At 71.3% G+C, this 21,873-nt stretch carries 17 protein-coding genes; 8 read left to right on the forward strand and 9 right to left on the reverse strand.

Annotation, left to right across the window (positions count from 1 at the left end; translation table 11 throughout):
* The first annotated feature begins 21 nt into the window (after nt 1-21).
* From AB0L89_RS26830 to AB0L89_RS26840, 3 genes are read left to right on the forward strand one after another with little or no spacing between them, the layout of a single operon-like run.
* Nucleotides 22-1,815: a carbamoyltransferase C-terminal domain-containing protein gene (locus AB0L89_RS26830; protein WP_365145806.1), complete on the forward strand. Its 1,794-nt coding sequence runs from the start codon at nt 22-24 to the stop codon at nt 1,813-1,815.
* On the forward strand, nt 1,812-3,470 hold the full coding sequence (locus tag AB0L89_RS26835; protein WP_365145809.1) for a hypothetical protein: 1,659 nt from the start codon (nt 1,812-1,814) through the stop codon (nt 3,468-3,470). Before AB0L89_RS26830 ends, AB0L89_RS26835 begins: the two co-directional genes overlap by 4 nt.
* Nucleotides 3,467-5,017, forward strand: coding sequence for an ABC transporter transmembrane domain-containing protein (locus AB0L89_RS26840; protein ID WP_365145812.1), 1,551 nt, complete (start codon nt 3,467-3,469; stop codon nt 5,015-5,017). Before AB0L89_RS26835 ends, AB0L89_RS26840 begins: the two co-directional genes overlap by 4 nt.
* A gap of 169 nt (nt 5,018-5,186) precedes the next feature.
* Here the strand turns inward: AB0L89_RS26840 and rfbB are convergent, their stop codons facing one another.
* Entirely contained in the window at nt 5,187-6,161 is a 975-nt protein-coding gene (gene rfbB / locus AB0L89_RS26845) for a dTDP-glucose 4,6-dehydratase (protein WP_365145815.1), read from the reverse strand.
* Nucleotides 6,162-6,171: 10 nt separating this feature from the next.
* On the reverse strand, nt 6,172-7,041 hold the full coding sequence (rfbA, locus tag AB0L89_RS26850; protein WP_365145818.1) for a glucose-1-phosphate thymidylyltransferase RfbA: 870 nt from the start codon (nt 7,039-7,041) through the stop codon (nt 6,172-6,174).
* A gap of 555 nt (nt 7,042-7,596) precedes the next feature.
* Here rfbA and AB0L89_RS26855 point away from each other — a divergent pair.
* The 3 genes from AB0L89_RS26855 to AB0L89_RS26865 all read left to right on the forward strand — a co-directional run bounded on the left by AB0L89_RS26855 (nt 7,597) and on the right by AB0L89_RS26865 (nt 11,346).
* The gene (locus tag AB0L89_RS26855) at nt 7,597-9,066 is read left to right on the forward strand and encodes a GuaB1 family IMP dehydrogenase-related protein (RefSeq protein WP_365145821.1); all 1,470 of its coding nucleotides are present in this window, start codon (nt 7,597-7,599) and stop codon (nt 9,064-9,066) included.
* A gap of 344 nt (nt 9,067-9,410) precedes the next feature.
* Nucleotides 9,411-10,880 carry an amino acid permease gene (locus AB0L89_RS26860; RefSeq protein ID WP_365145824.1) on the forward strand — a complete coding sequence of 490 codons (1,470 nt, stop codon included), beginning with the start codon at nt 9,411-9,413 and terminating at the stop codon, nt 10,878-10,880.
* Nucleotides 10,881-10,890: 10 nt separating this feature from the next.
* Nucleotides 10,891-11,346 (forward strand): Lrp/AsnC family transcriptional regulator, encoded by a 456-nt coding sequence (locus tag AB0L89_RS26865; RefSeq protein ID WP_055564807.1) that lies wholly within the window; start codon nt 10,891-10,893, stop codon nt 11,344-11,346.
* Here the strand turns inward: AB0L89_RS26865 and AB0L89_RS26870 are convergent.
* Both AB0L89_RS26870 and AB0L89_RS26875 read right to left on the reverse strand, forming a co-directional pair.
* On the reverse strand, nt 11,343-11,957 hold the full coding sequence (locus tag AB0L89_RS26870; protein ID WP_365145827.1) for a Repetin: 615 nt from the start codon (nt 11,955-11,957) through the stop codon (nt 11,343-11,345). The genes AB0L89_RS26865 and AB0L89_RS26870 overlap by 4 nt on opposite strands.
* A 180-nt stretch (nt 11,958-12,137) precedes the next feature.
* Nucleotides 12,138-12,776 carry a Repetin gene (locus AB0L89_RS26875; RefSeq protein WP_365145830.1) on the reverse strand — a complete coding sequence of 213 codons (639 nt, stop codon included), beginning with the start codon at nt 12,774-12,776 and terminating at the stop codon, nt 12,138-12,140.
* A gap of 367 nt (nt 12,777-13,143) precedes the next feature.
* Between AB0L89_RS26875 and AB0L89_RS26880 the strand changes: the two genes are divergently transcribed.
* Together AB0L89_RS26880 and AB0L89_RS26885 are read left to right on the forward strand one after the other, a co-directional pair.
* Entirely contained in the window at nt 13,144-13,932 is a 789-nt protein-coding gene (locus AB0L89_RS26880; RefSeq protein WP_365145923.1) for a carbon-nitrogen hydrolase family protein, read from the forward strand.
* A gap of 58 nt (nt 13,933-13,990) precedes the next feature.
* Nucleotides 13,991-15,688: an NAD(P)/FAD-dependent oxidoreductase gene (locus tag AB0L89_RS26885; protein ID WP_365145833.1), complete on the forward strand. Its 1,698-nt coding sequence runs from the start codon at nt 13,991-13,993 to the stop codon at nt 15,686-15,688.
* Between the two features lie 37 nt (nt 15,689-15,725).
* On the opposite strand, the gene AB0L89_RS26890 is transcribed toward AB0L89_RS26885, so the two are convergent.
* From AB0L89_RS26890 to AB0L89_RS26910, 5 genes are all read right to left on the reverse strand, one after another.
* Entirely contained in the window at nt 15,726-16,655 is a 930-nt protein-coding gene (locus AB0L89_RS26890) for a TIGR03619 family F420-dependent LLM class oxidoreductase (protein ID WP_365145836.1), read from the reverse strand.
* 125 nt (nt 16,656-16,780) lie between these two features.
* Complete coding sequence (locus AB0L89_RS26895) at nt 16,781-17,485, reverse strand: DUF5995 family protein (RefSeq protein WP_365145839.1); 705 nt, start codon at nt 17,483-17,485, stop codon at nt 16,781-16,783.
* A gap of 120 nt (nt 17,486-17,605) precedes the next feature.
* Nucleotides 17,606-18,790 (reverse strand): Cmx/CmrA family chloramphenicol efflux MFS transporter, encoded by a 1,185-nt coding sequence (locus AB0L89_RS26900; protein ID WP_365145842.1) that lies wholly within the window; start codon nt 18,788-18,790, stop codon nt 17,606-17,608.
* A gap of 248 nt (nt 18,791-19,038) precedes the next feature.
* Nucleotides 19,039-20,442, reverse strand: a complete 1,404-nt coding sequence (locus AB0L89_RS26905) for a solute carrier family 23 protein (protein ID WP_365145845.1) — start codon at nt 20,440-20,442, stop codon at nt 19,039-19,041.
* A 139-nt stretch (nt 20,443-20,581) separates the two neighbouring features.
* Nucleotides 20,582-21,793: an MFS transporter gene (locus AB0L89_RS26910; protein ID WP_365145848.1), complete on the reverse strand. Its 1,212-nt coding sequence runs from the start codon at nt 21,791-21,793 to the stop codon at nt 20,582-20,584.
* Nucleotides 21,794-21,873: the final 80 nt, after the last annotated feature.

The following is a 21,873-nucleotide window of genomic DNA, read 5'->3' on the forward strand; positions in this document are numbered from 1 at the left end:
CTCCGAAGGAGACATTCCACCGTGATAGTCCTTGGTTACAACGGCTTCTCCCGCATCGCCGAACTGTTCGGCAAGCTCTTCGGCTACACCCAGGACGGCGTCGACCGGCACAGCTTCCTCGGCCACGACGCGGCCGCGGCCCTGTTCATCGACGGCAAGCTGGTCGCCGCCGTCGAGGAAGAGCGCATGAACCGGCAGAAGAAGACCACGGCCTTCCCGATCAACGCGATGCGCTGGTGCCTGGACCAGGCCGGTCTGGACTTCGACGACGTCGACTACTACGCCTTCGGCTGGAAGTTCACCGACGAGTTCGCCGACTCGGTCATCACCCGCTTCGCCGAGGCGGAGATCCCGGCCGAGTACAAGCTCCAGGCCATCAGCAACTTCGGCGAGCTCTACAACGGCGCCTGCAGCAAGAAGGCGATCCTCGAGGACTTCGAGCGCCACACCGGGCACACCCTGTCCGAGGACAAGCTCATCACCGTCCCGCACCACCGGGCGCACCTCGCCTGCGGCCGCACCTTCGCCGGCTTCGACGACGCCGCCTTCATCATCAGCGACGGCCAGGGCGAGCGGGACAGCTCGATCATGGGTGAGATCCGCGACGGCGAGGTGAAGGTCTTCGAGCAGTTCACCATCGACGCCGCCAACTCCATCGCCCAGCTCTTCGCGGAGATCACGCGGTACCTCGGGTTCACCCCGAACAACGACGAGTACAAGGTGATGGGCCTCGGCGGCTTCGGACAGCCGCCGAAGCAGGAGGAGAACCCCTTCCTCAACCACGTCGTCACCTTCGACGGGCCCGGCCGCTACTCGCTGGCCCTGGCCAACGACCCGCGCGGTCCCCGCGCCTACGCCGTCCTCTTCGACGAGATCTTCGGCGGCAACGACGACAACCGCGGCGAGTTCGAGTTCCAGGTCCGCGTCGCCTCCGCGGCCCAGCAGATGCTCGAAGTGGTCACCGCCCACCAGCTGCGCGGCCTGGCCGAGGTCACCGAGCTGCGTGACCTCATCTACGAGGGCGGTGTGGCGCTCAACTGCGTCAACAACACCAAGCTCCTGGAGGACCTGCCCTTCGAGCGCGCCGAGGTCAGCTTCGGCGCCAGCGACCCGGGCGTGTCCATCGGTGCCGCCGCGCACGTCGTCCGCGAGCAGAACGTCCCGCTCGTGCCCGTCAAGTCGCCCTACCTCGGCCCGGAGTTCTCCGCCGAGGAGATCCTCGCCGTCCTGGACGGCTACACCGACCGCGTCACCTGGGAGGAGCACCCCGACGGCGCGATCGTGCCGAAGACCGCCGACCTCCTCAGCGGCAAGACGGTCATCGGCTGGTTCCAGGGCCGCACCGAGTACGGCCCGCGCGCCCTCGGCAACCGTTCCATCCTGGCCAACCCGTCCCACGCGGACATGAAGGACATCATCAACACCCGCGTCAAGCACCGCGAGCCGTTCCGGCCGTTCGCCCCCATCGTCCTGGAGGAGAACGCGGCGAAGGTCTTCGAGCTGGGCAAGAAGGAGCGCTCGCCGTACATGACCTTCGTGTTCCCGGTGAAGTCCGACTACGTGGACACCATCGCGGCCGCCACGCACGTCGACGCCACCTCGCGCATCCAGACGGTCACCGACGAGTCCAACGCGCGTCTGGCCACCCTGCTGCGCGAGTTCACCGCCCGCACCGACGTGCCGTGCCTCGTCAACACCTCCTTCAACGTCGCGGGCGAGCCGGTCGTCAACTCTCCCAAGGACGCGGTCGAGTGCTTCCTCGGCACCGACATCGACTACCTGGTCCTGGGCGACTACCTGGTCACCAAGCGGTGAGCGCGACCACCGGAATCGCCTGGCGCGCGCGTACGGCACTGCTCCTGGAGGCGATCGGCGCGGTGGCCACCGTGGGCCCCGTCGTCGCCGTCATCGAGGTGTGCAGGGAACTGCTCGACGGCGACCCCGACAGCGGCCGGATCAGCCGGCTCGTGCTGCTCGTGGCCGTCGCGGCCGTCGCCGGATTCGTCGCGCAGCTGGTGGGCCGTGTGCTGAGCAAGGAGGCGGGGGTGCGGACCCAGCACACCCTCCTCCTCGCGCTCACCGGCCGGCTGCGCGGCGCCCGGGCGGCCCGGCCGCTGCACGCGTCCTGGCAGCGGCACGGCACCACCCTGGGCCGTGACGTCCACTCGATGGGGGTGATGGTCGGCCGGGCGGGTCCCGAGCTCCTCTCGGCCGTCCTCGTCTTCGTCCTGTCGATCGGCTATCTCTTCTGGGTCGACTGGCTGATGGCGCTCATCACCCTGGCGCCGATCCTGCTGGGCTTCGCCGTCTTCGGCTTCATCTCCGCGCGCTTCTTCCGCGAGATGGCGACCGACTACGCGGCGAGCATCGGCGGCATCGACGCCGTGCGGCCCACCATCGCCCTCGACCGGCGCGTCAACCCGGCCGGCACCCGGTCCGACACGGCCGCCGCGACCCGGCACGCCGCCGGCCGGCTCGCCGATGTCACCGACGAGTTCAGCGAGTTCTTCCGCGTACGCATCGGCTCGCTGCTCGGTGGCCGTGCGCTCGCCGAGATCGCCTTCTCGCCGCTGTGCGTGCTGATCTTCGTGCTGTGCGGCGGCGGGCTGCTGCTCCGCTCGGACGGTCTCGCGACCGCCGACCTGGTGCCGTTCCTGCTGCTCGGCCCGGGTCTCGCCGCGCCCCTGCTGGCCATCACCTACTTCCTCGAAGAGGTGGGCGAGGGCAAGAAGGCCGCGGCGCGCCTGACCGAGTTCGCGTCCGGCGGCGCACCGGCCGAGGCCGCGCCCGCGGCCGGGGGCGACGCCAAGGACGGTGCGAAGGGCGACGCCAAGGACGACGCGACGCCGGAGCCCGAGGCCGACCCGGGCCCCGCGCTCGAACTGCCCGAGCGGGGCGTGCTGACCGTGGTCGCCGCCACCGACGCGGGCGCCGACGCGGTCATCGACCGGATCACGGCCGAGACGCCCGCGGAGCGGTTCGCCGCGGTGGAGGCCGCCCCGGCCGTCGCCATCGGCCCGATCGGCGCGTACGTCACCTCCGACCGCCCGGACGGCGGTGCCAAGGAGGCCGAGCGCGCCGCGCGTGCCGCGGGCTGCCACGAGTCGATCGCCGCGCTGCCGCGCGGCTACGACGCGGTCGTGGGCACCGAGGCGCCGCAGTCCTACCCGGAGCTCCAGCGGCTCGCGCTCGCCCGGCTGCTCGCCGCCGACCGCGACGTCGTCCTGCTCGACGAGCGCGCCTTCCCGGGCGACCAGGACACCGTCAGGGCGGCCGTCGCCGACCTGCGGGAGCGGGCCGCCGTGGTCGTCGTCGCGGCCGGGCCGCCCGCGGTCACCGAGGGACGGCTCGTGGTGACGGAGGACGGCAAGGTGGTGGCCTCCGGCACCCACGAGGAGCTGACCGGCCCCGACGGGCCGTACGCCGATCTGTTCACCGGCGCCGCAGCGTCCCAGGAGGTGTCTCGATGAGGCCCGTACTCGCTCATTTCCTCAAGGTCACGGGGACGCGGGCACTGCGGTCGCTGTGCCTGTTCATGCTGGTCGGCGCCGTCATCCAGGGCATCGCGTTCGCCCTGGTGGTGCCCATCACCGAGGACCTGCTCACCCCCGACGCCGACGTGCCCTGGGCCTGGATCGGCGTCCTCGCGGTCGTCGGCCTGGTCTACGGGGTGCTGCACTACCTCAGCGTTCCCCTGGGCAACAACCTGGGCGCCGAGCTGGTGACCACCCTGCACCGGTCGGTCGCCGAGCGCGTGGGCAAGCTGCCCAACCGCACGCTCGACGCGGGCTACTCCGACCGCCTCGCCGCGCTCGACGGCACCGCGGTCGTGGTCCTGATGGGCCTGCCCGCGCACGTCCTGCGCCCGGCGGTGGCGGCCGTCTTCACCCCGGTGACCGTCATCGTCGTCAGCCTCTTCTTCGACGTGCGCGTCGCCCTGACGCTGGCCGGGGGTCTGGTCGTGCTGGCGCTCGTCTCGCTGCTCGTGGCCCGGCTGCTCGTCCGGCGCGAGGAGCCGGACGGCGCGGAGTGGCTGCGGCGCACGTACGAGCCGGCGGGCGCGGCGCACTCCGGCGGCCATCTGCTGCCGGCCGCCGGTGAGGTGCTGCTGTGGCGCGTGGTCGAGCTCGCCGCCTGCGCCGCCGTCGGCGTCGCGGCCGCGCTGGCCGCCGACGACGGGCTCTCGGCGGCCAAGGGCGTCGCGCTGATCGTGCTGGCGGTGCTCACGTACCGGCCCATGATGGAGGCCGTCCTGCTGACGAGCACCATCATGAACGCCCGCGAGGTCATGGCGGGCATCGGCCGGCTGCTCGGCACCCACGAGCAGGAGGACCGGCGGGCCGACGAGCCCGCCGCCGAGTGGCCCGGAAGCACCGAGGTCGTCTTCGACGGCGTCGGCCTGCGGGTCGAGGGCACGGACGTGCTCGCCACGGTGTCCTTCGAGGTGCCGGACGGGGCCACCACGGCGCTCGTCGGCACTCCCGACGGCCCCCGGCTGCTCCTGGGCGACCTGCTGACCGGCGATGTGACGCCGTCCTCGGGCCGGGTGCGCATCGGCGGCACGGACGTCACCGCGCTGGCCCCGGCCGTGGTCGAGCGGCACATCGCCCGGGTCTCCCCGCAGGCTCCGGTGCTCACCCGCGAGGAGGCCGCCCGGGTGCTCGACTCCTTCCCCGAGGAGTCGGCGGAGCGTCCCGGTGTGCGGGACGCTCTGGAGGGGCTGCGGGCGGCGGTGGAGCGGGAGAGCGACTCCGCCGTGGCGCTGCCGGAGCGGGACCGCTGGCGGCTCGCGCTGCTGCGGGCGCTGCGGGGCGATCCGTCCCTGGTGGTCGTGGACGCGACCGCCGGTGTGGACCCGTTCGGCGCCGACCCGCGTCTCGCGGAGCTGTTCGGCACGCTCGCCGCGGACCGGGCCTGCTGGCTGGTGACCGGCAGCGGCGGGGAACTCCCGCCGTGCGACCGGGTGGTGGAGACGACGGGCACGGATGCCACCGTGCGGACTCCCGCGGTGAACTGACGGGCCCTCCTCGCGTGCGGCGTCGTGCCGCACGCGAGGAGGCCGCTCGGCTCGCAGGGAGTCGGTGCCGTCGCACACGAAGACGGTTGCCGGACCCACACGAAAAGCGGTGCCGGGCCACAGTCTCCCGACTGTGGCCCGGCACCGTCCCGTTCGTGGCGCGGCGCGCCTACGCGGCGTCGCCCCAGAGCCCGTGGTGTTCCCGGTACCAGTCGACCGTCGCCGCGAGCCCGTCGTCGAACGGCACCGCGGGCCGGTAGCCCAGGACGCCGGAGATCTTGGAGATGTCCATCGCGTACCGCCGGTCGTGCCCCTTGCGGTCGGCCACGCGCTCCACCATCGACGCGTCCTTGCCGAGCAGGTCGAGCAGCCGCTCGGTCAGCGCCAGGTTCGTCAACTCCGTGCCGCCGCCGACGTTGTAGACCTCGCCCGGCTCACCGCCGCCCGCCACCAGCGCGATGCCCTGGCAGTGGTCGTCGACGTGCAGCCAGTCCCGGACATTCGCGCCGTCCCCATAGAGCGGCACCTTGCGGCCGGCCAGGAGATTCGAGACGAACAGCGGGATAATCTTCTCGGGATATTGGTACGGGCCATAGGTGTTGGAGCCGCGGGTCACGCTGACCGGCAGTCCATGCGTGCGGTGAAAGGCCAGGACCATGAGATCCGACGACGCCTTCGAGGCCGCATAGGGGGAGTTGGGGGAGAGGGGTTCCTCTTCCGTCCAGGGCGTGCCGTCGGCGTCCAGCGAGCCGTACACCTCGTCGGTCGAGACATGGACGAATTTGCCCACCTGTGCGTCGAGCGCGGCGGTCAGCAGCGTCTGCGTCCCCTGCACATTGGTCCGCACGAACTCGCCGGCTCCGGAAATGGAACGGTCGACGTGCGACTCGGCGGCGAAATGCACGACGAGATCGGCGCCCCGCAGGACCTCGCCCATCAGCGGCGCGTCGCAGATGTCGCCCGTCACGAAACTCAGCGCGGAATTCCCGGCGACGGGCGCGAGATTCTCTTTCCGGCCCGCGTACGTGAGCTTGTCGACAACCACCACTTCGGCTCCCGCGAGAGCCGGATAATCACCCTGCACCGCGTGCCGGACGAAGTTCGATCCGATGAATCCTGCACCACCGGTGACAACTATGCGCACTGGACACCTTTCAGCCTTGGCGGGAAATTTCCATCAAGTACTGCCCGTAATCGGTCTTCCCCAGCCGACTGCCCAGCTCATAGCAGGCCGAGGCGTCGATGAAGCCCATGCGGTAGGAAATCTCCTCAAGGCACGCTATCCGCACGCCCTGGCGCTGTTCCAGCGTCTGCACGAACTGCGAGGCCTGGAGCAGCGAGTCGTGGGTCCCGGTGTCCAGCCAGGCGAACCCGCGGCCGAGGTTGACCATCCTGGCCCTGCCCTGCTCCAGGTAGACGCGGTTGACGTCGGTGATCTCCAGCTCGCCGCGGGCCGAGGGGCGGACGTTCTTGGCCACGTCGACGACGTCGTTGTCGTACACGTACAGACCGGTGATGGCGAGGTTGGACCGGGGATCGGCCGGCTTCTCCTCCAGGGAGACGAGCCGTCCCTCGTCGTCGACCTCGCCGATTCCATAGCGCTCGGGATCACTCACCGAATAGCCGAACAGGACGCAGCCGTCGACGTCCCGCATCTCCTCCTGGAGCATTCTGCCGAAGCGGGGGCCGTGGAAGATGTTGTCGCCGAGAATCAGCGTCACCGAGTCATTGTCGATGAATTCCGCGCCGATGACGAATGCCTCGGCGATGCCGTTCGGCTCCGCCTGCTCGGCGTATTCGATGTTCAGGCCCAGCTGGCTGCCGTCCCCGAGCAGATCGCGGAACGTGCCCAAGTGGCGCGGCGAGGAAATGACGAGAATGTCTTGGATGCCGCCCAGCATGAGTGCCGAGAGCGGATAGTAAATCAACGGTTTATTGTAAACCGGAAGGATCTGCTTCGATATGGCATACGTTAACGGGTAGAGCCGGGTGCCACTTCCCCCGGCCAGGATTATGCCCTTCATGCGACCAAGATCTCCGTAAACGGCTGGGCTGGACTGGATGGTTCCGAAGGGGGCGCCCGAGAGCGCGGAGGCCGCTGCTGCATGCTCAAAGCGGCTTTATCTTACGGTTGTTCAAAAGTGAGCGTAGGCTTCTGTGATCGTCGCTGTCAATGTGACCCGGGACTCGTCCAGTTGTAAACCCGGATTCTCAACTCCGAGCCCTCTTCGGCATGTTGTCCAGCGGATTTCGGGCGGTACTCGGAGGTGGGCCGCGCGCCCACTCGCGGTCCACTCCGACGCGCGCTCCCGATTGCCCTCGCGCACCGCGCGGACAATCTCCGGCGCGCGGGCCGGACCGGCGGGCCCGGCCGGACGCGTGCTCTGCCGGCTCGCCGATGTGCACGCTCCGTCGGCTCGCCGATCTGTTCGAGCTCGGGTAGCCTTTCGACGTAAGGCAGGCCCACTGTCCTGCGCATCAGCCCCCGTACCTCTTTGGAGGACCACACATGGTCGGGGGCGTTTTGCTGTGTCTTCGTGGGAGTGACCTGCGCCGTTTCGCGTGAAAATGTGAGACTTATGCGTTTTCTTGAGCCCGGTACGGGTCGGCATGTTTCGAGTCCTCCGGTCCCCTACGACCTGACGTACGACGACGTCTTCATGGTCCCGAGGCGGTCCGCCGTCGGCTCCCGCCAGGGCGTCGACCTCTCCTCGCCCGACGGCACCGGCACCACGATTCCGCTGGTCGTCGCCAACATGACCGCGATCGCCGGCCGGCGCATGGCCGAGACCGTGGCGCGCCGCGGCGGCCTCGTCGTCATCCCCCAGGACATCCCGATCGAGGTCGTCACCGACGTCATCTCCTGGGTCAAGACGCGCCACCACGTCCTGGACACCCCGATCGTCCTGGCCCCCTCGCAGACCGTCGCGGACGCGCTCGCGCTGCTGCCCAAGCGCGCGCACAACGCCGGTGTCGTCGTCGACGCCGACCACAAGCCCGTCGGCGTCGTCACGGACGCGGACCTCAGCGGCGTGGACCGCTTCACGCAGCTCTCCGAGGTCATGTCCAAGGACCTGCTGCTCCTGGACGCCGACATCGAGCCGCGCGACGCGTTCAACAAGCTGGACGGCGCCAACCGCCGCTACGCCCCGGCCGTGGACAAGGACGGCCGCCTCGCGGGCATCCTCACCCGCACGGGCGCCCTGCGCGCGACCCTCTACACCCCGGCCGTCGACGCCGACGGCGGCCTGCGCGTCGCCGCCGCCGTCGGCATCAACGGCGACGTGGCGGGCAAGGCCAAGCAGCTCCTCGACGCGGGCGCGGACACGATCGTCGTGGACACCGCGCACGGCCACCAGGAGTCGATGATCTCGGCGATCAAGGCCGTCCGCGGTCTCGACCCGAAGGTGCCGATCGTCGCGGGCAACATCGTCGCCGCCGAGGGCGTCAAGGACCTCATCGACGCGGGCGCGGACATCATCAAGGTCGGTGTGGGCCCCGGCGCCATGTGCACCACCCGCATGATGACCGGCGTCGGCCGGCCGCAGTTCTCCGCGGTCCTGGAGTGCGCCGCCGAGGCCAAGAAGTACGGCAAGCACGTCTGGGCCGACGGCGGTGTCCGCCACCCGCGCGACGTCGCCATGGCGCTGGCCGCCGGCGCGTCGAACGTGATGATCGGCTCCTGGTTCGCCGGTACGTACGAGTCCCCGGGCGACCTGCAGCACGACGCCAAGGGCCGTGCGTACAAGGAGTCCTTCGGCATGGCCTCGGCCCGCGCCGTCAAGAACCGGACCTCGGACGAGTCGGCCTACGACCGCGCCCGCAAGGCCCTGTTCGAGGAGGGCATCTCGACCTCCCGGATGTTCCTCGACCCGGCCCGTCCGGGTGTCGAGGACCTGATCGACTCGATCATCGCGGGCGTCCGCTCCTCCTGCACGTACGCGGGCGCGGGCTCCCTGGAGGAGTTCACCGAGCGCGCGACGGTCGGCATCCAGAGCGCCGCCGGTTACGCCGAGGGCAAGCCGCTGCACGCCAGCTGGAGCCAGTAGCCGGGGGAGCCGATCGGCTCCGTGCCCGTCGAAGGAAGCCCGCGCCCCTCAGGGGCGCGGGCTTCCTTCTTTGTCCGGATCTGACGGCGTATCAATAGTTCCCCGCGGCCTGCGGAACGCAACGGACGAAACGGACCGCGCAACGAAGAGACGCATATGACGGAAGTGCGCAATGATCATCCGTGGTTGCGCAAGGGTGCTGCGTTACGGTCGGGAAGCCGCTGCCTCTAGAGTCATCCGCTGAACGTGGTGTGGCGGGGACCGCCTGCTCGGTGGTTCCGTCGTCAGTCGCGGGTGCCACGGGTCCTCGCCGCCCTGACCGGCAGCGATGAAGGAGCCAGCGCGTGCTCGACCAAGGCGCACCCCCGCAGAACCGCCCAAGCCCCCCGGGCAGCCCTGGCCTCGCCGGCCGTCTCATGCGCCGCAAGCCGGTGGAACTCCTGGTCGAAGAGGGTGGCCAGGGCGAGGGCGGCTCGCTCCGGCGCTCGCTCGGCATGTGGCAGCTGACCATGATCAGCATCGGTGCCACGCTCGGCACCGGCATCTTCGTCGTCCTCGGCGAGAGCGTCCCCAAGGCCGGACCCGCCGTCACGATCTCCTTCGTGATCGCCGGACTCACCGCCCTCTTCTCGGCCCTCTCGTACGCCGAGCTGGCCGGCTCCATACCGGTCGCGGGCTCCTCCTACTCGTACGCGTACGCAACGATGGGTGAACTCGTCGCCTGGGTCTGCGGCTGGTGCCTGGTCCTGGAGTACGGCGTCTCGGTCGCCGCCGTGGCCGTCGGCTGGGGCGAATACCTCAACGAACTGCTCGACGGCACCATCGGCGTCACCATCCCCGACGCGCTCTCCGCGGCGCCCGGCGAGGTCGACGGCGCCATCATCAACCTGCCCGGCCTGCTCGTCGTGCTGCTCGCCATGGTCTTCCTGCTCGGCGGCGCCAAGGAGTCGGCGACGGCCAACACGATCATGGTCATCGTGAAGATCGCCGCGCTCGTGCTCTTCTGCGCCATCGGCTTCATGGGCTTCAAGTCCGGCAACTACGAGGACTTCATGCCGCTCGGCACGGCCGGTGTCAGCGCCGCCGCCGCGAGCCTCTTCTTCTCCTACATCGGCTTCGACGCCGCCTCCACCGCCGGTGAGGAGGCCAAGAACCCGCAGCGCGACCTGCCCCGCGCGATCATGCTGTCGCTGGTCATCGTCACCGCCCTCTACGTCCTGGTCGCCGCCGTCGCCGTCGGCGCCTGGAACTGGAAGGACTTCGAGGGCTCCGAGGCCACGCTCGCCGCGATCATGAACGACGTCAGCGGCCAGCACATGTGGGGCACGATCCTCGCCGCGGGTGCGGTCATCTCCATCGCGTCCGTCGTCCTGACCGTCCTCTACGGCCAGACCCGCGTCCTGTTCGCCATGTCCCGCGACGGTCTGGTCCCCAAGACGTTCGGCAAGGTCAGCAAGAAGACGGGCACGCCGCGCGTGAACACCGTCATCGTCTCGCTGTTCTGCGGCGCGCTCGCCTCCGTCATCCCGCTCGGCAAGCTCGTCGACGCCACCAGCATCGGCACGCTCTTCGCCTTCGGTCTGGTCAACATCGCCGTGATCGTGCTGCGCCGCACCCGCCCGGACATGCCCCGCACCTTCCGCGTGCCGCTCGGCTGGCTCTTCCCGGTCCTCGGCTTCGGCTTCTGCGCGTACAACATGTTCAGCCTCGACTCGATCACCTGGGTCGTGTTCGGTGTCTGGATGGCCGTCGGCCTCGTGTTCTACTTCCTGTACGGCATGCGCCGCTCCCGATTGGCCACAGCAGAAAAGTGATCCACCCCCCGTGCGACTGAACGATCTCGACGAACGCATCGTGCACGCCCTCGCCGAGGACGCCCGCCGCTCCTACGCCGACATCGGCCAGCTGGTCGGCCTCTCCGCGCCCGCCGTGAAGCGGCGCGTGGACCGGCTGCGGGCCACCGGAGCCATCACCGGCTTCACGGTCCGCGTCGATCCGGCGGCCCTCGGCTGGGAGACCGAGGGGTTCATCGAGATCTACTGTCGCCGCAACACCTCGCCGGAGGCGATCCAGCGAGGTCTTGAGCGGTATCCGGAGATCGCGTCCGCGTCCACCGTCACCGGGGACGCGGACGCGATCGTCCAGGTCTTCGCCGCCGACATGCGGCACTTCGAGCGGGTGCTCGAACGGATCGCGGGCGAGCCGTTCGTGGAGCGGACGAAGTCCGTGCTGGTGCTTTCGCCCCTGATGCGGAGATTTTCTTCGGGCTCGCCCGCTTAGTCGCGCCCCTTCGTCCAGTCGCGCCCGTTCATCGGCGTGACGTGGAACGTCCCGCTCCCCGGCCTCGTCTTCTCGAACGGGGCCGCGCTCACGCACTTGGGCATGTCGTCCGGCAGCTCGCTCGGCAGGCCCAGCATCGCCCAGCTGTAGCCGAAGCGGTCCTGCTCGCCCTGGTCGTGGACCGTCAGGCCGACGCGCTTGCCGACCGTGTTCCTCAGGTCGCCGTCCGCCTCGGTGACCACCGCGGACACCGTGGCGACCTTCCCTCCGGTCATCAGGCAGTCCACCCGCGCCTCACCGGCGCCGCCCCACTTCAGCTCCTCCACGTAGTGGCTGAACCGGATCGTGCCGTGGGCCCTGCCCGGATCCCTCGCGTCCGCGGCGTCCAGCCGGGCGTCGAAGGTGAACGTGATCTCGTCGCCCTTGGGCCGGTCGATCATCGCCGTGCCGGTCAGGGCGGCTGCCGCGCGTTCCTTGGCGGGGCGGGGCGAGGAGCCGTCCCAGCCCGATTCCGACGCGGCGGCGGAGAAGCCCGCTCCGCCGACGGCGAGCACGAGTGCGATGCCCGCGACGGCGGCGCAGGTGCGGGCGGTCCGGTTGGTGAGTCTCACGGGATGTCCTCCGTCTGTGGCCCCTCGCCCGGCTCTTCCGGGCGAGTCCCACACTTCCGCGCGCCGGCGCCCCGCACATCGCACGCGAGGAGGTGACCGCCTCCGCCGCGCGGCGGGGACGCCGGCTCCCGGGCCCTCCCGGGGAAGGAGCCGCCCGACCCCCGTACGGGCGGCCCCGGGTCACTGGCCGGTCGGGTAGTCGAACTTCCACGGGAGCACGGTGAAGTCGCCGGTGCCGCTCCTGACCTTCTCGTACGGGGCCGAGCTCGCGCACTTCGCCAGGGTGTCCGGCTGGCCCTGCGTCGCGCCGTAGGCCGCCCAGCTGTAGCCGACCCGGTCCTGCCTGCCCTTGCCCTTGTCGTCGACGGTGAAGCCGACCCGCCGGTTCTTGAGCTCGGGCAGGTTCGTCTCCTTGATGATGCCGGTGGCCGTCGCCACCTTGCCGCCCGTCATCAGGCAGTCGATACGGCCCTTCGCCCAGCCGCCCTTGCCGCCCGGCTTGTCGAGGTGGACGAAGCCGAAGGTGCCGGTGGCCTGCGAGGGGTCGTTCCGGTGCTTGGTCGCGAGATGCGCGTCGAAGGTGAACGTCACGTCCTCGGTGGTCTTGCGCCACATCTTCGCCGAGCCCGTGAGCGCGGCGGCCTCCCCGCGCTGGGCCCGCTCGCCGGTGCCGGTGTGCGCCGCCGTCTGCCCCGCCGCCGGGGGACGGACCGCGTCGTCACCGGACGCCGCGGCCACTCCCGCGGCCCCCGCGGTCATGAGGAGCGCGGCGCCCACGGCGAGGGCGCGGCGGTGCTTGAGGGTGCGAGTGGCGATCATGCGGTTCACGGAAGTTCCTCCGTCGTCGAGGGCCGTTCACCCGGTCTCTCCGGGCGAGATCAATCTCTCCCGGACGAGGGGTCCGGCACGTCGGGCCACGGGCGGCACTCCGCTTCCCCCGCGCGGTGGGGGCCGCCGCGTCCGCCCTGGTCCTCAGGGTGGACACCCCCGATACCCCGGGCGCACACCACCGCACCCGGGGCCCCTCGCGCACCACGCAACGAATCGCCGCTCCGGGCCCCGCACGCGCAACGGATCGTGCGGCGGCCCGCAACGGTCGCACCTTGTCCGGGCGGGGCCGCCGACCGTACCGTCATACGGACCCCACCAGCCCCTTCGTACGCCTTGAGGTTCCGCCATGCCTGCGCTGCGCACCGCCCTGCTCCAGAGCTCAGGGCAGCTCGGATCCGTCGCCGAGAACCTCGCGGCGCTCGACGAGGCCGCGGCGCGCGCCGCGGCGGCCGGTGCCGGGCTCCTCGTGGCGCCCGAGCTCTTCCTGACCGGGTACGCGATCGGCGACGACATCGCCCGCCTGGCCGAGCCCGCCGACGGGGCGTCCGCGAAGGCGATCGCCGAGATCGCGGCCCGCCACGACGTCGGCGTCGTCTACGGCTACCCCGAGCGCGCGGGCGAGAGCGTCTTCAACTCCGCGCAGCTGATCGGCCCGGACGGCATTCGCCTGGCCAACTACCGCAAGACCCACCTCTTCGGCGGCTTCGAGCGCGGCGCCTTCACGCCCGGCGAACAGCCCGTCGTGCAGGCCGAGTTGGGCGGCGTCCGGGTCGGCCTCATGATCTGCTACGACGTGGAGTTCCCGGAGAACGTCCGCGCACACGCGCTGGCCGGCACCGACCTGCTGGTCGTCCCGACCGCGCAGATGCACCCCTTCCAGTTCGTCGCCGAGTCCGTCGTTCCGGTGCGCGCCTTCGAGAACCAGCTGTACGTCGCGTACGTCAACCGGGTCGGCCCCGAGGGCGAGTTCGAGTTCGTCGGGCTCTCCACGCTGGCCGGGCCCGACGGCATCGCCCGCGCCCGCGCGGGCCGCGGCGAGGACCTGGTGTTCGGCGACGTCGACCCGGAGTTCCTGAGCGCCTCGCGCGAGAACAACCCGTACCTGCGCGACCGCCGCCCCGGCCTGTACGCGTCGCTCGTCTGAGCCCCGAGCCTCCGCCCCGAGCTTTCTGCCTCAGTTCCCCGCAAGGAGTCCGTACCCCATGACGTCCACGGTGCCCACCGCCGTCCAGCACACCGACGCCCAGCCGCCCATCACCATGTTCGGCCCGGACTTCCCCTACGCGTACGACGACTTCCTCGCGCACCCCGCGGGCCTGGGCCAGATACCCGCGACCGGGCACGGCACCGAGGTGGCCGTCATCGGCGGCGGTCTGTCCGGCATCGTCGCCGCGTACGAACTGATGAAGATGGGCCTCAAGCCCGTCGTCTACGAGGCCGACCAGATCGGCGGACGGCTGCGCACCGTCGGCTTCGAGGGCACCGGCACCGACGGGCTCACCGCCGAGATGGGCGCGATGCGCTTCCCGCCGTCCTCGACGGCGCTCCAGCACTACATCGACCTGGTGGGCCTGAAGACCAGGGCGTTCCCCAACCCGCTCGCCGAGTCGACCCCCTCGACGGTCGTGGACCTCAAGGGCGAGTCGCACTACGCCACCACCGTCGACGACCTGCCGCAGGTCTACCGCGACGTGATGAACGCCTGGAACGCCTGCCTGGAGGAGGGCGCGGACTTCTCCGACATGAACCGCGCCCTGCGCGAGCGCGACGTACCGAAGATCCGCGAGATCTGGTCGAAGCTCGTCGAGAAGCTCGACAACCAGACCTTCTACGGCTTCCTCTGCGACTCCGAGGCCTTCAAGTCCTTCCGGCACCGCGAGATCTTCGGCCAGGTCGGCTTCGGCACCGGCGGCTGGGACACCGACTTCCCGAACTCCATCCTGGAGATCCTGCGCGTCGTCTACACCGAGGCCGACGACCACCACCGCGGCATCGTCGGCGGCAGCCAGCAGCTGCCCCTTCGCCTGTGGGACCGCGAGCCGCAGAAGATCGTGCACTGGGCGCTCGGCACGTCCCTGAGCGCGCTGCACGAGGGCGGCGCGCCCAAGCCGGCGGTCACCCGCCTGACCCGCACCGCGGGCAACCGCATCACGGTCACCGACGCCTCCGGCGACATCCGCACCTATCAGGCGGCGATCTTCACCGCCCAGTCGTGGATGCTGCTCTCCAAGATCGACTGCGACGACTCGCTCTTCCCCATCGACCACTGGACGGCGATGGAGCGCACCCACTACATGGAGAGCTCGAAGCTCTTCGTGCCGGTGGACCGGCCGTTCTGGCTGGACAAGGACGAGGAAACGGGTCGTGACGTCATGTCGATGACGCTCACCGACCGCATGACGCGCGGGACGTACCTGCTCGACGACGGTCCGGACAAGCCCGCCGTCATCTGCCTCTCGTACACCTGGTGCGACGACAGCCTGAAGTGGCTGCCGCTCTCGGCGAACGAGCGCATGGAGGTCATGCTCAAGTCGCTCGGCGAGATCTACCCGAAGGTCGACATCAGGAAGCACATCATCGGCAACCCGGTGACGGTGTCCTGGGAGAACGAGCCCTACTTCATGGGCGCGTTCAAGGCGAACCTGCCGGGCCACTACCGCTACCAGCGCCGCCTGTTCACCCACTTCATGCAGGACCGCCTCCCCGAGGACAAGCGGGGCATCTTCCTCGCGGGCGACGACATCTCCTGGACGGCGGGCTGGGCCGAGGGCGCGATCCAGACGGCGCTGAACGCGGTGTGGGGCGTCATGCACCACTTCGGCGGGACCACCGACGCGACGAACCCGGGCCCCGGGGACGTGTACGACGAGATCGCGCCGGTGGAACTGCCCGAGGACTGAGCCGCCCCGGGGCCGAGCGCCGCGGCGGCCGGGGCGCTCAGACCCCGGCCGCCCGCGCCGCCTCGAACACCTGGCCCGCGACGTCCTTCAGCTCCTGGGCGTCGCGCGTCGACGTGGCCAGCTCGACGATGATCTCGTCGACGCCCACCGCGGCGTGCGCCGCCAGGTCCTCGACGATCTGGCCGACGCTGCCCTGGAACGGGGCGCGGTCCGCGCCGTCGTACGCGGCGGCCGTGTACGACGCGTTGGCCCGCAGCACGCTGCGCACCGGCCGCTCGCGGCCCCGCTCGACGGCCACCTCCCGCACCCTGGTCCACTGCTCGGCCAGCGCCTTCGCACCCGTGGCCACCGGCATCCAGCCGTCCGCGCGGTCCACCAGCCTGCGCAGGGCGCGCGGGCCGTTCGCGGGCAGCAGGACCGGGATCGGCCGCGCGGGCTTGGGCCCGACCACGGACGGCACCACGGTGGTCAGCTCGCCGGTGTACGCCACCGGGTCCGGACCCCAGACCGCGCGGCAGACGTCGATCAGCTCGTCCAGGACCTTGCCGCGCCGCTCGAACGGCGCCACGGAGGCGGCCGCGTACTCGTCGCGGGCCCAGCCCGTGCCGAAACCCGCGAGCACCCGGCCACCGCTCGCCGCGTCCAACGAGGCCAGCGAACGGGCCAGTTGGAAGGGCACGTGCAGCGGGGCGACCAGCACGCTGGTGCCGAGCCCCGCGGTCTCCGTGGCCGCGGCGGCGAGCGTCAGCGTGACCAGCGGGTCGGCGACCGAGCGGTAGTGGTCGGGCCAGGCGAGGCCCGGGACGCCGTACAGGCCCTGGGTGGCGGGCTCGGGATACAGGATGCGCTCGAACACCCACAGGCTTTCGTAGCCGATGTCCTCCGCGGCACGGGCGACCGCCGGGACGTCGCGTCCGAGGGCGTACTGCTTGGTCTGCGGGAGACCCAGTCCGAGTCGGGTGGCCATGCCGGTGCTCCTTCGCGTCGGATCACGTCGAGGTCGTTCGTGCAACGTACAACGATCGCGGGGGAGCGGCGGGTCGGGCGGCGGTGCCTGGCCGGATCGGTCCGGCGGCGGGGCGGCCGGGCGGGTCAGTCCGGCAGCGGGGTCAGCAGGATCCGCCCGACCAGGCCGACCGCCGCGTCGAGGCGCTCCCTGAACTCCTGGCCGACGGCGGGCAGTTCGCGCAGCGCCCACAGGGTGCGGGCCGTCGCCCACGCGCCGTCGCGGGCGCGCTCCAGGCTCCAGGAGCCGGCCAGGTGTGTCAGCGGGTCACCGATCTGCAGCAGATCGGGTCCGGGCATCAGCTCCTCGCGGATGCGCTCCTCCAGCGACACCAGGACGTCGCCCACGCGGTCGAACTCGTCCTCCAGGTCGGCCGGTTCGCAGTCGAGCGTCCGGCAGCTGTCCACCAGGGCGAGCGCCAGGTCGTGCCCGATGTGCGCGTTGATGCCCGCGAGCGCGAACTGCAGCGGCCGTACGCCGGGATGGCGGCGGTACTGGAACAGCGGGCGCCAGCAGGCGGGCGTGCGGTATCCCTCGGACGCCGCGTCGACGGCCGCCAGATAGCGCTCGGCGAACCGGACGTCGAGCGTGATCGCGGCGTGCGCGTCGGGAAAGGCGCCGAGGCGGATGTGCCGGGCGACCTCCTCCGTGACCGACAGGTACACGCGGTTGAAGACGGCGACTCCGTCGCGGGGCGGCCAGTCGGCGCCGAGCGCCCGCATCCGTGCCATCACGCCGTCGACCCCGTGCGCCGGGGTCCTGGACTCTGCGAACCGCTCCAACCGCGCCATGGGGGCAGGGTCCCAGCCCCGGGCCCGGCCGGGTGCCAGCGCACCGGAGGCTTCCCCGAAACGAGGGAACCGCCGCCGCGCCGGCAGCCCGGGAGGGGCACAGCGCTGTGCCGAAGGCGCCTACGAGTGGGCGCCCGACCGAGCCGCGGCGGGCGCGGCGGCCCGCCGTCCCAGGCCGAGCGCCGCGCCGCCGACGGCCAGGGCGAGCGCCACGAGCAGCGCGCTGACCCCCAGCGGCGCGCGGTAGCCGAGCCCCGCGGAGATCGCGAGGCCGCCGCACCACGGGCCGAGCGCGGCGCCCACGTTGAGCGCGGCCGTGGCGAACCCGCCCGCCAGGTGCGGCGCGTCGGTCGCCGCGTACAGCGCCTGGGAGATGAGCGTGGAGCCGACGCCGAACGACAGCGCGCCCTGCACGAGCACCAGCACGACCACCGCCGCCGGATGCGCGGCCGTCACCGCGAAGAGGAGCCAGCCGCCCAGCAGCGCGAGGGAGCCGCCGACCAGGAGCGGCAGGGGCCGCGCGTCGGCGAGGCGCCCGCTCGCGCTGACGCCGACGAACGAGCCGACGCCGAACAGCGCGAGCAGCACCGGCACCCCGGCGGAGCCGAATCCCGTGACGTGGGTGGCCAGCGGCTCCAGGTACGTGAACGTGCAGAACGTCGCGCCGTTCACCAGCGCGCCGAGGAGCAGCGTCACCAGGAGCCGCGGCCGGCGCAGGGCGCGCAGCTCACCGAGCGCGCCCGGCCCCCCGGCGTCCGGGGCCCCGGCCGGTACGGCCCGCGCGATGGCGAACACGGCGGGCAGGGAGACCAGGGCCACGGCCCAGAACGCCGAGCGCCAGCCCCACGCCTGGCCGAGCAGCGCGCCGGCGGGCACGCCCGCGACACAGGCGAGGGTGACGCCGCCGAGCAGCGCGGAGGTCGCGCGGCCCTTCGCGTTCGGCTCGACCATGGCCACGGCGGTCACCAGGGCGACCGCCAGGAACCCGGCGTTGGCGAGGGCGCCGACGACACGGGTGGCGAGCAGCACCGCGAAGCTGGTGGTGAGGGCGCCGAGGACATGGACGCCGAGGAAGGTGATCAGGAAGAACAGCAGCGCGCTCCGCCGCGAGAAGCGACGGCTGACGACGGCCATCAGGGGCGCACCGACGATCATTCCCACGGCGAACGCCGAGGTCAGATGGCCGGCCGTCGGGATGGACACGTCGAGGTCACGCGCGATGTCCGAGACCAGGCCGGACAGCATGAACTCGGAGGTGCCTTGCGCGAAGACGGCAAGGCCGAGCAGGTAGAGGGCAAAGGGCACAGCAGGACTCCGCAACCACGGTGGGGATCGAGAGGATCAGGGCACGGGGGCGGTGATCCGGTGGTGGCGGTGCCGGGAGCGCGCGAGCGGCTGCACGAGGGCAGCGTGAAGGGCCGCGGGAAGGCGGCGGGACGCGTCAGCGCGTGTGCACGGGAAGCCACCGGACGACCGGTGGCCGGAGTCTGTCGGACTCGGGTTGCGACATGGTGCGCACCCTAATCAGGAGGCACGCACCGCGTCCAATGGTTTCAGCGCTTCTCGCCGGTGCCGTCCTCGGCGCCTGCCTCGTCGTACGTCGAGGTGCCCGAATCCAGCAGGGGTTCCTGGGACTTGAGGTGCGGGGGAGCGAAGGCGCGCAGCACGTGGTAGCCCGTGATGACGACGATCGTGCCGAGGGCGATGCCGCTGAGCTGGAAGTTGTCGGTGAACTTCAGGGAGACGCCGCCCACGCCGATGATGATGCCCGCCGCGGCCGGCACGAGGTTCAGCGGATTGCGCAGGTCCACCCCGGCGTTGATCCAGATCTGGGCGCCGAGCAGGCCGATCATGCCGTACAGGATGACCGTGATGCCGCCGAGCACACCGCCGGGGATCGCGGCCACGACCGCGCCGAACTTGGGGCAGAGACCGAAGAGCAGCGCGAAGCAGGCCGCCGCCCAGTACGCGGCCGTGGAGTAGACGCGGGTCGCCGCCATCACGCCGATGTTCTCGGAGTACGTCGTGTTGGGCGGGCCGCCGACCGCGGTGGAGAGCATGGAGGCGGCGCCGTCGGCGGAGATGGCGGTGCCGAGCTTGCCGTCCAGGTTGTCGCCGGTCATCTCGCCGACGGCCTTCACATGGCCCGCGTTCTCCGCGATCAGCGCGATGACGACGGGCAGCGCCACGAGGATCGCCGACCACTCGAAGCTCGGCGCGTGGAAGGAGGGCAGCCCGATCCAGTCGGCCTTGCCCACGGCGGACAGGTCGAGGCGCCAGTGGTCGACGACCTTGCCGGAGCCGTCCGCCGAGTGGATCTTGCCGAAGACCAGGTCGAACACCCACGAGATGACGTACCCGAAGATCAGTCCGAGGAAGATCGCGATGCGCGACCAGAAGCCGCGCAGACACACCACGGCCAAACCGGTGAACAGCATCACCAGGAGGGCCGTCCACTGGTCCTGCGGCCAGTAGGTCGACGCGGTGACCGGCGCCAGGTTGAAGCCGATCAGCATGACGACCGCGCCGGTCACGATCGGCGGCATCGCGGCGTGGATGATCCGCGCCCCGAACTTCCGCACCGCGAGTCCCGCCAGGAACAGCGCCGCCCCGACGACGAAGACCGCGCCGGTCACCGTCGCGCTGGAGCCGCCCTGCGCGCGGATGACGGCGGCGACGCCCACGAAGGAGAGCGAGCAGCCCAGGTAGCTGGGCACCCGGCCGCGGGTGGCGAGCAGGAAGATGGCGGTCGCGACACCCGACATCATGATGGCCAGATTCGGGTCGAGCCCCATGAGGACGGGCGCCACGAAGGACGCCCCGAACATGGCCACCACGTGCTGCGCGCCGAGCCCGAAGGTACGCGGCCACGAGAGCCGCTCATCAGGGCGGACGACCGCGCCGGGCGCGGGGGTGCGCCCGTCGCCGTGCAGTCTCCAGCGCACGCCGAGATCCATGGTGAGTGTCGCTTTCTGTGCGCCGAGGGGGCCGTGTCGCCTGGCCCGAAATGATCGACGCCATGTTAATGCGGCGTCAGTGCGACTTCTCCCCGGTGCGGTTCACCCGGCCTCGGGTCGGGACGGTCGTCCCGACCCTTCAGGACTTCGGTCCGGGCGCCGCCACGTCGGCCGGCGCGGTCACCGAGGACGTGCGGCCGTCCGTGCGCAGGACCCCCGCGAAGACGGCGAGACCGCAGGCCAGCAGCGTCACCAGACCGAAGGAGGCCACGAGGCTCGTCGCCTGCGCCAGGGCGCCGATCGCCGACGGGGCGAGCAGGCTGGAGGTGTACGTGATGGTGGCGACGCCCGCGATGGCCTGGCTGGGGTTGGGGCCGCTGCGCCCGGCGGAGGCGAAGGCGAGCGGCACCACGACCGCGATGCCGAGGCCCATCAGCGCGAAGCCGCCCATGGCGACCAGCGGGTGCGGGGCGACGACGACGAGGAGGCCGCCGAGCGCCGCGAGGATCCCGCCGGCGCGCACGGTGCGCACCGCGCCGAACCGGTTGACCACCGCGTCGCCCACGAGCCGCGCGATCGCCATGGTGAGCGTGAAGCCGGTGGTGGACGCGGCGGCGACACCGGCCGACGTGTCCAGGACGTCCCGCAGGTAGACCGCCGACCAGTCCAGGCTCGCGCCCTCCGCGAAGACCGCGCAGAAGCCGACGGCGCCGATCAGCAGGGCCGACTTGGGCGGCAGCGAGAACCGCGGCGGCGCCTCCTCCTCGGGCTCCGGCTGGAGGTCGAGGACGCCCTGGACGGCCATGAGGCCCGCCGCGGTGAGCGCCGCGGCGGCGAGCGCGTGGTGCAGCCGGGCGTCCGAGCCCAGATGGGCGGCGACCGTGCCGGCCGCGGAGCCGATCAGGGCGCCGACGCTCCACATGCCGTGCAGGCCCGACATGATCGACTTCTGCATGCGGTTCTCGGTCTCGACGCCGAGTGCGTTCATCGCCACGTCCGACATGCCCGAGGTCGCGCCGTACACGAACAGCGACAGGCAGAGCGTCGGCAGATTCGGCGCCAGCGACGGCAGGACCAGGGCGAGCGTCCACATCGCGAGCAGCCCGCGCAGCGCGTTGCGGGCGCCGAAGCGGTGGCTGATCCGGCTCGCCAGCGGCATCGCCACGGAGGCGCCGATCGCCGGGAAGGCGAGGGCCAGACCGAGCATGCCCGCGCTGACGTCGGAGTGCTCCTGGATCCAGGGCACCCGGGTCGCGAAGGAGCCCGCGACGGCGCCGTGCACACAGAAGACGGCCGCGACGGCGAGCCGCGCCCGCTTCAACCGGTGCTTGTCGAAGACCACTTCACTCATTCCGCTGTGCCCCTCCCGAGAGCTGCCCCGCTACGGCGACGTAAACTATCAGGAACCCTGCCTGATAAATAGACGACTTT

Source organism: Streptomyces sp. NPDC052114 (assembly GCF_040680155.1).
In the GTDB taxonomy this organism is placed as follows: Bacteria; Actinomycetota; Actinomycetes; order Streptomycetales; family Streptomycetaceae; genus Streptomyces.

What these genes read in the sequence shown, in the direction of transcription:
- AB0L89_RS26840 (WP_365145812.1), top strand. Translation starts at nt 3,467, where the DNA reads ATGAGGCCCGTACTCGCTCATTTCCTCAAGGTCACGGGGACGCGGGCA.
- rfbA (WP_365145818.1), bottom strand. Translation starts at nt 7,041, where the DNA reads ATGAAGGGCATAATCCTGGCCGGGGGAAGTGGCACCCGGCTCTACCCG.
- AB0L89_RS26855 (WP_365145821.1), top strand. Translation starts at nt 7,597, where the DNA reads ATGCGTTTTCTTGAGCCCGGTACGGGTCGGCATGTTTCGAGTCCTCCG.
- AB0L89_RS26875 (WP_365145830.1), bottom strand. Translation starts at nt 12,776, where the DNA reads ATGATCGCCACTCGCACCCTCAAGCACCGCCGCGCCCTCGCCGTGGGC.
- AB0L89_RS26885 (WP_365145833.1), top strand. Translation starts at nt 13,991, where the DNA reads ATGACGTCCACGGTGCCCACCGCCGTCCAGCACACCGACGCCCAGCCG.
- AB0L89_RS26890 (WP_365145836.1), bottom strand. Translation starts at nt 16,655, where the DNA reads ATGGCCACCCGACTCGGACTGGGTCTCCCGCAGACCAAGCAGTACGCC.
- AB0L89_RS26895 (WP_365145839.1), bottom strand. Translation starts at nt 17,485, where the DNA reads ATGGCGCGGTTGGAGCGGTTCGCAGAGTCCAGGACCCCGGCGCACGGG.
- AB0L89_RS26905 (WP_365145845.1), bottom strand. Translation starts at nt 20,442, where the DNA reads ATGGATCTCGGCGTGCGCTGGAGACTGCACGGCGACGGGCGCACCCCC.
- AB0L89_RS26910 (WP_365145848.1), bottom strand. Translation starts at nt 21,793, where the DNA reads ATGAGTGAAGTGGTCTTCGACAAGCACCGGTTGAAGCGGGCGCGGCTC.